Below are 8,111 nucleotides of genomic sequence, written 5' to 3' on the forward strand. Positions count from 1 at the left end.
GGGCCTGCCCCAGGGGGGCCTGGAGGAGGCCCATTCCTTCGTCCAGGCCCAGCTCGAGTCCGGGGCCGGGGATAGGGTCCCCGTGGGGGTCGCGTTCGGGGTGGCCTAGAAGCTCGGCGATGCGGTGTTCAAAGGCCTCGCTGATGTGGTGCTCCAGCCTCTCCGCCTCCGCATGGACCTCCTCCCAGCTGTAGCCGAGGGCCTGGTGGAGGAAGGTTTCCAGGAGCCTATGGTGGCGGACCACTTCTAAGGCCACCCGCCGCCCCAAAGGGGTAAGCTCCGCCCCCCGGTAAGGGGTGTGGCGGACAAGCCCCAGCTCGGCCAGTTTCTTGAGCATCTCTGTGACGGAGGCGGGCCGGACGCCTAAAGCCTCCGCCAAGGCCTGGGTGGTGGCCCGTCCGCCCTCCTCTTCCAGGAGAAGGATGGCCTTCAGGTAGTCCTCCTGGGCTTCGGTTAGAGGGGGCTTCACACCCTCAGGGTAGAGGAGGAGGGGGCCTTTCGGCAAGGGCGGCCTTCTCGTCCCCTAGGAGGGGGGCGAGGGCCTCCCTCAAAGCCCACCGCCTGGGGTAGCGGGCCAAAAGGGCCTGGGCCAGTTCAGAGGGGGGCCTTTTCATAAGCCGTGCGGCCCGGCCTAGGTAAAAAGCGGCTTCCGCGTAGGCGGAGCGGGTCTTCTCCTCCACCTTGGCCTCGGCCCCTTGGAGGTAAAGCTGGGCCGCCTCCTCCGGGAGGGCTTCCTGGATGGCCTCGGCCACCCGGGGGGCCTCGAGGGGGGAGAGGCTTTGCAAAAGCCGCTCCAGCCCCTTGAAGTCCTCCTCCAAAAGCAGGATCCGGGCCCGAAGGGCGAGGTCCTTAACCCGTCTGAGCAGGTGGGGCCTTTTGGCGGCCAGACTCCGGCCCAGGGCCTCCCTTAGGGCCCTGTAGTCCTCCAGGGTGGGCCTAAGGCAAAAGCGGGCCTCCAGGGCCTCCGGGTCCTTGCCCTCCTCCCATAGGACGAAGAGGAGGGGCAGGGTCTTTTCCGTTTTCCCGAACCACTCCAAGCCCTCCCGGGCGTAGCGGAGGGCCTCCTCCCTCCGCTGCAGCTGTAAGAGCGTCCTGACGAGCTCGGCGTATTCCCAGGGCTCGGAAAGGCCTTCCTTGAGGCGCTCCACGTACTTTTCTGGGGCCAGGGCTCGCAGGAGGGAGAGGAGCAGCCCGTAAAGGAAAAGGCGCCTCTCCCCGCGTGCCGCCTTTAGGAGGCGGGAGAGGGCCGCCTCGGCCTCAGGCAAGGTTTCCGGGAAGGCCAAAACCAGGGCCTCAACCCCTTCCCCCGCCACCAGGCTTCCTTGGGAAAGGGCCTCCAAAAGCGCTTCCAGCCCCTTGGCCCCCGCGATGTCCACGAAGCTTTGGACCGCCTTTCGCGCCAGGGTTTTCGCCGCCGTGCAGTCGCCTTGCCGCGGGGCCCCCTTTTCCAGGGCCCGGGCCAGGCGGAGGAGGGCCGGGGCGTTTTGCCTTAAGGCGAGCTGGGCGATGAGCCGGCCTATCTCCGCCTCGGCCTCAGGACTCGGGAGAAGGCGCGCCAGGCGTAAAACCTCCCTTTCCGGGTCGAGGGCGTATCCGGAAAGGGCCTCCGCCACCTGGGGGAGGGCTTTGGCCAAGGCCAGAAGGAGGCTTTTGGCCTCCTCGGGGGGCAGGGCCTCCAGGGCTTTTAGGAGGTCTTTGGGCTTCTCCTTGGCCCTTTCATAGGCCAAAAGGGCGGCCGCCGCATGCTTGCAGGGCCAGCCCGGGTAGGGGCAGGTGCAGGTTCCCGTTAGGCCGGGCTCGAGGCGGACCCGGTAAGGGTAGGGGGCCGTTCCCTGGACCCGGGCCTGGAGGACCTCCCCCAGGCGCACCAGGTCCAGGACCCGGCCTTTTCGCACGTAGGCTTCCCCTTTGGCTAAGAGGTCCTCGGGGAAGGCCTCCAGGGCCTCTAGGAAGGGGTCCCTCATCCTTTTCCACTTTACTCTGCCAGCCTCTGCGGCCCGAACCCTCCTCTGAGCTCCTTGTCCGGCATGCCCAAAACCAAAAGGAGGGAGAGGAAAACAAAGAAGGCGGAGTAGAGGAAGATCCCCTTTTCCGCCGCGACGATGCCCTGGATCAAGGCCTCCTGGAGCCTGGCCTTGGTCTCCTCCAGCCTCTTTACGACCTCCTGGGGCACGGTTTTGAGGGCTTTTCCCTCCGCCTGGTCTAAGGCGGAGAGAAGCCGGGATCGGGCCTCTTCCAGGGCCTTTTTCTGGACCTCCTTTAGGCCGGCTTTCAAAGCGGAAAGGGCTTCTGAGAGGGCCTTTTGCTCGGCCTTTTCCAGGTTCAGCCCCACCTGCTTTTTGGCCTCGGCCAGGGCCTGGGCCACAAGCCGGGGCTTCTGGGCCTCCAGGCCCGCCTTCACTTGGGCCAGGGCCTGGGGAAGGGCTTGTGGAGGCGGGGGACTGGTCAGGAGGGTCTTCAGCCTGGGGTCGAGCCTGGGGTCATTCAGGAGGCGGGCTTTGGCCTTTTCGTCCCCCTGGAGGGCTTTTTCCAAAAGGGCGTAGGTGGCGGCAAGCGCCCTTTCCACCCCCTTGGGAACCCCGCCCGGGCTTAAGCGGTCCTTAAGGGCCTGCGGCACCCGCGGATCCAGAACCAGTGCCCGGTAGGCCGCCTCATCCCCCTCGAGGGCGCGGTAGACGAGGGCCTTCATCCGGGCGAACGCCCCGGGAATCCCCCCTTTGGGAATGCGGGCCTTGTACGCCTGGGGGATGTTGGGGTCCTTCTGGACGGCCTCCCAAGCCTTCGGATCGCCCTTTAAGGCCGCCTCGAGGGTCTTTTCCGTCTCCCGGAAGGTTTCAGGAAGGCCACCCTTGGGCAGTCTGGCCTTGAACGCCTCGGGCAGGTTGGGGTCCTTTTGCACCGCTTCCCAGGCCTCTGGATCCCCTTCCAAGGCGGCAAGGAGGAGGGCCTTGGTCTTGGCAAACTGGGCGGGGAGGCCTCCTTTGACCAGATTCTTCTTCACCTCTTCGGGAAGGTTCTGATCCTTCTTTAGCTCCTCGTAGGCGGCCTCGTCCCCCTTCAAAGCGGCTGTGATCCTGGCCTCGAGGTCCTTGAACGATTTGTCCAGGTCCAACCCCGTCCCCTCCGTGGTCCTTTGGACCACGGCGCCGGGCCGGCAGCTTGCGCTTTCTGGGAAGACCCGGCAGAGCGCCTGGTTTATGCTCGTGGCCAAAACCGTGCCCAAGAGGGCGAGGCCCATGGTGGAACCGATCTGGCGGGCGAACTGGACCCCGCTTGTGGCCGAGCCGATCCTTTGCATGGGGATGTCGTTTTGCGCCACGATGTTGAGGAGGCTTTGCGAGGGGCCAAGCCCCAGGCCCAGGAGGAAGAAGAGGAAGACCACAAGCCCCAAGGGGGTGGAGGCCTCCAGGATGAAGTGAAGCAGTACAAAAAGCCCCAGCAGAAAGAGGCTTCCTCCGATGAGAATGGTTTTGTACCGACCTAGCCGGCTGGCCAGCGTGCCCCCGCCCACCGAGCCCAGGATCACCCCCAGGGTGAGGGGCAGGACGGTCACCCCGGAGGCGGAGGCCGAGACCCCCTTGACCACCTGGAGGTAGAGGGGCAAGAAGGCCACCGCCCCTAAAAAGGCCGGGCCATAAAAGAAACTGGCTCCCGCCGCCAGGGAGAAGGTGGGGATGCGAAAGACGGAGAGGTCGAAAAGGGGATGCTCCACTTTCAGCTCCGTCCAGACCCATAGCAGAAGCCCCAGTAGGCTCAAGGCCAAAAGGCCCAGGATCTCGGGGCTTTTCCAGGGGTAGGTGCTGCCTCCCCAGGAGAAGGCCAGCATCAGGGGTACCGTCCAGGTCACGAGGAGGAGGGCCCCCGGGTAGTCAAACCCTTCCCGATGCTCGGGGGAGAGCCTGGGCATGTAGCGGAGGATGAACCAAAGGGCCACCGCCCCCACGGGCATGTTGATGTAGAAGACCCAGTGCCAGGAGAGGTGGTCGGTGAGAAGCCCCCCAAGCCAGGGGCCCACCGCACTGGAAAGGCCGAAGACCGCTCCGAAAAGCCCTCCGAGACGGCCTCGCTCCCTGGGGGGGAACAAGACGGCGAGGGTGGTGAGGGCCAGGGCAAAAAGCGCCCCGCCTCCGATGCCCTGCACCCCCCGGAAGAGGATCAGCTCGGCCATGTTCTGGCTAAGCCCTGAAAGCGCCGAGCCCAGAAGGAAGATTCCCACCGCGACGAGAAGGATGCTTTTCCGGCTGAACAGCTCCGTGAGCCGTCCAAAGATGGGAGCCGAGACGGTGGAGGCCAGAAGGTAACTGGTGGTGACCCAGGCGTAGTACTCCGTTCCCTTGAGGTCCGCGATGATCTTGGGCATGGCCGTGGAGACGATGGTCTGGTCCAAAGCGGCCAGAAACAGGCCCAGGGTGATGCCGATCAGGGTAAAGCGCACCTCGGGGCTCATCCGGCTTGGTTTTCCATTGGTCATAGCACTTCCCCCCTTTCTCCCTCGAGGAGCCGATCAAGAATACCTTCCAAGAGCGTTTTTTCCTCATCCATCAAACGGTCGAGCCGCTTCTCCAGGGCTTTTTGCATGGCCTTTCGGCTTTCCTCCAGGGCCTGACGACCCTTCTCGGTGAGTTCAAACCGGTACCGCCTCAGGTCTTGAGGCTCCAGCCGCCTCTTTACCAGGCCCAGCCTTTCCAGCCGCTTGAGCATGTGGCTGATGGTGGGGGGCGGGATCTGGGTCTTGTGGACGAGGAGGGAGGGGTAGGGGTGGTGCTCCAGCTCGGCGAGAAGCCAGGGATCAGTGGGGGCGAGGCCTAAGGCCTCCAGGGTGGGAAGGGTCTCCTCCCGGAGCACCCGGTTGAGGCGCCAGAGTTGGGTGAGGATCGTCCAGCTCACCCTTCCAGGGTAGTTTCATGTGAAAGAATTTGATGTAGTACAATTCACAATTAAAAACACCGCCCAAGGCCTGCCCCGGGCGGTGAGGTCAGGGCTTCAGAGGGGGATGTTCCCGTGCTTCTTCCAGGGCCGTTCCTCCTTTTTGTCCCAGAGCATCCGGAGGTGGCGGATCAGGAGGCGGCGGGTGTCCTTGAAGTCGATCACGTCGTCGATGTACCCGCGGGCGGCGGCCACGTAGGGGTTGTCAAAGGCCTGGCGGTACTCCTCGATCTTCTTCCTGCGGGTCTCCTCAGGGGTAGGGGAGGACTGGATCTCCTTCCGGTAGATGATGTTCGCCGCCCCCTCGGCCCCCATCACCGCCACGGCGGCCGTGGGCCAGGCCAGCACCACGTCCGCCCCCATGTCCTTGGAGTTCATGGCCAGGTAGGCCCCCCCGTAGGCCTTCCGGGTGATGAGGGTGATCTTGGGCACGGTGGCCTCGGCATAGGCGTAGAGCATCTTGGCTCCGTGGCGGATGATCCCTCCATGCTCCTGGGCCACGCCGGGCAGGAAACCCGTCACGTCCACCAGGGTGAGGAGGGGGACGTTGAACGCGTCCATGGTGCGGATGAACCGGGCCGCCTTGTCCGAGGCGTTGATGTCCAAAGCCCCGGCCATGAACCGGGGGTTGTTGGCCACCACCCCCACCGGCATCCCTCCGAGCCGCCCTAGGCCCACGATGATGTTCCGGGCGAAGGCAGGCTGGATCTCCAGGAACTCCCCCTCGTCCAAAAGGGTTCGGATCACCTGGTGCATGTTGTAGGGGCGCTTGGGGTCGGGGTGGATGAGGTCCAAAAGCTCAGGGGTCTCCCGGTCTACGGGGTCCTTGGCCTCGAGGACGGGGGGCTTCTCCCGGCTGTTTTGCGGGAGGTAGGAAAGGAGCCTCTTGATGAGGTCCAAAACCGCCTCGTCCCCCTCGGCCTCGAGGTGGGCCACCCCGCTTTTTTCCATGTGCACGTCCGCCCCTCCCAGCTCCTCAAAGCTCACCTCCTCCCGGGTTACGCTCTTAATGACCTCGGGTCCGGTGATGAACATGTAGCTCGTGCTGCGGCTCATGAGGATGAAGTCCGTCATGGCCGGGCTATAGACCGCGCCCCCCGCGCAGGGGCCCAAGATGGCGGAGATCTGGGGGACTACGCCGGAGTAGACGGCGTTTCGGTAAAACACCTCTCCGTAGCCGGAGAGGCTGTCCACCCCTTCTTGGATCCTGGCCCCCGCGGAGTCGTTGAGCCCAATGATGGGGGCCCCCACCTTCACCGCCATGTCCATCAGACTGGCGATCTTGCGCCCGTGCATCTTTCCCAAGGAGCCCCCGAGGACGGTGAAGTCCTGGCTGAACACGAAGACAAGCCGGCCGTGGATGGTGCCGTACCCCGTCACCACCCCGTCGGCCGGGGCCTCCAGGCCTTCCATCAAACCGGTTTCCAGGTGCTCGGCAAAGGGCAGGAGCTCCACGAAGCTTCCTTCATCTAGAAGTCGGTGGATGCGTTCCCGGGCCGTGAGTTTGCCCTGCTGGTGCTGTTTTTTGATCCGCTCCTCACCCCCTCCGAGGAGGACTCTTTTCCGCCTTTCCTCCAACTCGGCCAGGAGTTCGTCCAGAAGCAGGCGGGCGTTGTCGGCCATAGCGGCCTTCATTCTAGCAGGGCCCGTGCGGTATAGTGGGTCTTGGGCGCAGGGGGGTGAGAGAATGAAGAGATTTTTGCTTTGGGTTCTGGTTCTTCTCGTGGTGGTCCTCGGAGGCCTGGGAGCGTACTGGGTTTATAGAACCCTTTCGGACCTCGAGGCCCGCATCCTCCGTTTGGAAACGGCGGTGTCCGCTCAATCCCAGAGTTTGAAGGCCCTGGGGGAAAGGCTCTCTGGCCTTGAGCAAAGGTTCGCCCAAGAGCAGGCCTCCCGCACCCCGCCTTTGGCCTTGCCGGAGCTCCCCAAGCCCGAAAGCGGTGGGACGGCTTCCTTCTGGACCTTCCTGGCTGGGGTCCTTCTCATTCTCCTCCTCCTGGCCCTGGCGCTTTGGCTTTTGCGCCGGAGGAAGGAGGCCCCCCTGAAGGAGCCAAGGGCGGACGACAAGCCCGGGGGGGAGGCCTCGGCCGAGGCCCAGGGGCTCGGGGAAGGGGCTCCGCCTCCAAAGGAAAAGGAGGGCGGGGAGAACCGCACCTCCTAAGGGGTCCTAGAGGCTCCCTTCTAGTCTTTTAGTTTCTTTACCGCCTCGATGAGGGCCGGCAGGACCTGGTGCACGTCCCCCACGATCCCGTAGTCCGCGTGTTTGAAGATGGGGGCCTCCGGGTCCTTGTTCACCGCCACTACGAACTTGCTCTTGTTCATCCCGGCAAGGTGCTGGACAGCTCCCGAGACGCCCAAGGCGATGTACAAGGAAGGCTGGACGGTCTTCCCCGTCTGGCCCACCTGTTCGGAGTAGGGCCGCCAGCCCGCATCCACCACCGCCCGCGTGGCCCCCACCGCGCCTTTTAGGAGGGCGGCCAGCTCCTCGGCCAGCTTGAAGGCCTCCGGGCTTCCCATTCCCCGGCCACCCGTGACCACCACATCGGCCTCGGTCAGGGAGACGCCCTTCCTTTCTTCTTGTAGCCTTTCCAGCACCTCCACCGTGGGCACCTGGGGCACAGCAATCTCCTTCACCTCACCGAGGTTTGCCAGGGGCTTGGCCAAAGGGGTGGTGTTGGGCTTGACCGTGAGGACCACGGGCAGGGGGGCTTTCTGGGTTTGGAGGACGCGGTTTAGGTAGGCGTAGCGCCTGGCGTAGACCTCCCCCCCTTCGGTCCAGGACTCAAGGGTGTCCTCCAGAAGCCCAGCCCGAAGCCGGTAGGCGACCCGTGCGGTGTAAGAGCGGCTTTGGCGGGTGCTTGGGGCCACGATGACCTTGGCCTCCTTACCCGACTGGAAGACCCCCTCCGCGAAGCGCTCTGCGGTGTAGGGCCCCGTTTTGGCTAAGTGGACCTTCTCCACATACCTCCGGGCTTCCTCCACGGCCCCCTCCGCGTTTTCCCCCATGAGAAGGCCATGGACGGGAAGGCCCAAGCCCTGGGAGAGGGCGCGGGCCCGGCTTAAGGCCTCGAGGGCCCCCTTCCTAAGGGTTTTTCCGTCGTGTTCCAGGACCACCAGGATCATTCTTTCCCTCCTCAGATCACCTTGGCCTCTTCGTGCAGAAGCCGAACCAGTTCCTCGGCCGC

At 64.6% G+C, this 8,111-nt stretch carries 6 protein-coding genes and 1 pseudogene; 1 reads left to right on the top strand and 6 read right to left on the bottom strand.

The annotated features are described in order from the left end of the window. The 5 genes and pseudogenes from C4301_RS08560 to C4301_RS08580 all read right to left on the bottom strand — a co-directional run. On the bottom strand, window positions 1-469 hold a 469-nt coding region (locus tag C4301_RS08560; RefSeq protein ID WP_352414673.1), incomplete at its 3' end, for a metal-dependent transcriptional regulator. Between the two features lie 4 nt (window positions 470-473). Beyond that, entirely contained in the window at window positions 474-1,964 is a 1,491-nt protein-coding gene (locus tag C4301_RS08565; protein ID WP_352414674.1) for an SWIM zinc finger family protein, read from the bottom strand. Between the two features lie 983 nt (window positions 1,965-2,947). Next, a pseudogene (locus C4301_RS09970) lies at window positions 2,948-4,447 on the bottom strand (MDR family MFS transporter); the annotation flags it as partial. Window positions 4,448-4,467: 20 nt separating this feature from the next. Beyond that, complete coding sequence (locus C4301_RS08575; protein ID WP_352414676.1) at window positions 4,468-4,887, bottom strand: MarR family winged helix-turn-helix transcriptional regulator; 420 nt, start codon at window positions 4,885-4,887, stop codon at window positions 4,468-4,470. A gap of 96 nt (window positions 4,888-4,983) precedes the next feature. Then, window positions 4,984-6,549 carry an acyl-CoA carboxylase subunit beta gene (locus C4301_RS08580; protein ID WP_352414677.1) on the bottom strand — a complete coding sequence of 522 codons (1,566 nt, stop codon included), beginning with the start codon at window positions 6,547-6,549 and terminating at the stop codon, window positions 4,984-4,986. Between the two features lie 64 nt (window positions 6,550-6,613). Between C4301_RS08580 and C4301_RS08585 the strand changes: the two genes are divergently transcribed. Next, window positions 6,614-7,087, top strand: coding sequence for an LPXTG cell wall anchor domain-containing protein (locus tag C4301_RS08585; protein ID WP_352414678.1), 474 nt, complete (start codon window positions 6,614-6,616; stop codon window positions 7,085-7,087). 20 nt (window positions 7,088-7,107) lie between these two features. Here C4301_RS08585 and C4301_RS08590 read toward each other — a convergent pair whose 3' ends face one another. Continuing rightward, the gene (locus tag C4301_RS08590; RefSeq protein ID WP_352414679.1) at window positions 7,108-8,049 is read right to left on the bottom strand and encodes an electron transfer flavoprotein subunit alpha/FixB family protein; all 942 of its coding nucleotides are present in this window, start codon (window positions 8,047-8,049) and stop codon (window positions 7,108-7,110) included. Between the last annotated feature and the right edge of the window lie 62 nt (window positions 8,050-8,111).

Origin of the sequence: Thermus sp. (assembly GCF_040290245.1) — a bacterium.
In the GTDB taxonomy this organism is placed as follows: domain Bacteria; phylum Deinococcota; class Deinococci; order Deinococcales; family Thermaceae; genus Thermus_A.

What these genes read in the sequence shown, in the direction of transcription:
- C4301_RS08580 (WP_352414677.1), bottom strand. Translation starts at nt 6,549, where the DNA reads ATGGCCGACAACGCCCGCCTGCTTCTGGACGAACTCCTGGCCGAGTTG.
- C4301_RS08590 (WP_352414679.1), bottom strand. Translation starts at nt 8,049, where the DNA reads ATGATCCTGGTGGTCCTGGAACACGACGGAAAAACCCTTAGGAAGGGG.
- C4301_RS08565 (WP_352414674.1), bottom strand. Translation starts at nt 1,964, where the DNA reads ATGAGGGACCCCTTCCTAGAGGCCCTGGAGGCCTTCCCCGAGGACCTC.
- C4301_RS08585 (WP_352414678.1), top strand. Translation starts at nt 6,614, where the DNA reads ATGAAGAGATTTTTGCTTTGGGTTCTGGTTCTTCTCGTGGTGGTCCTC.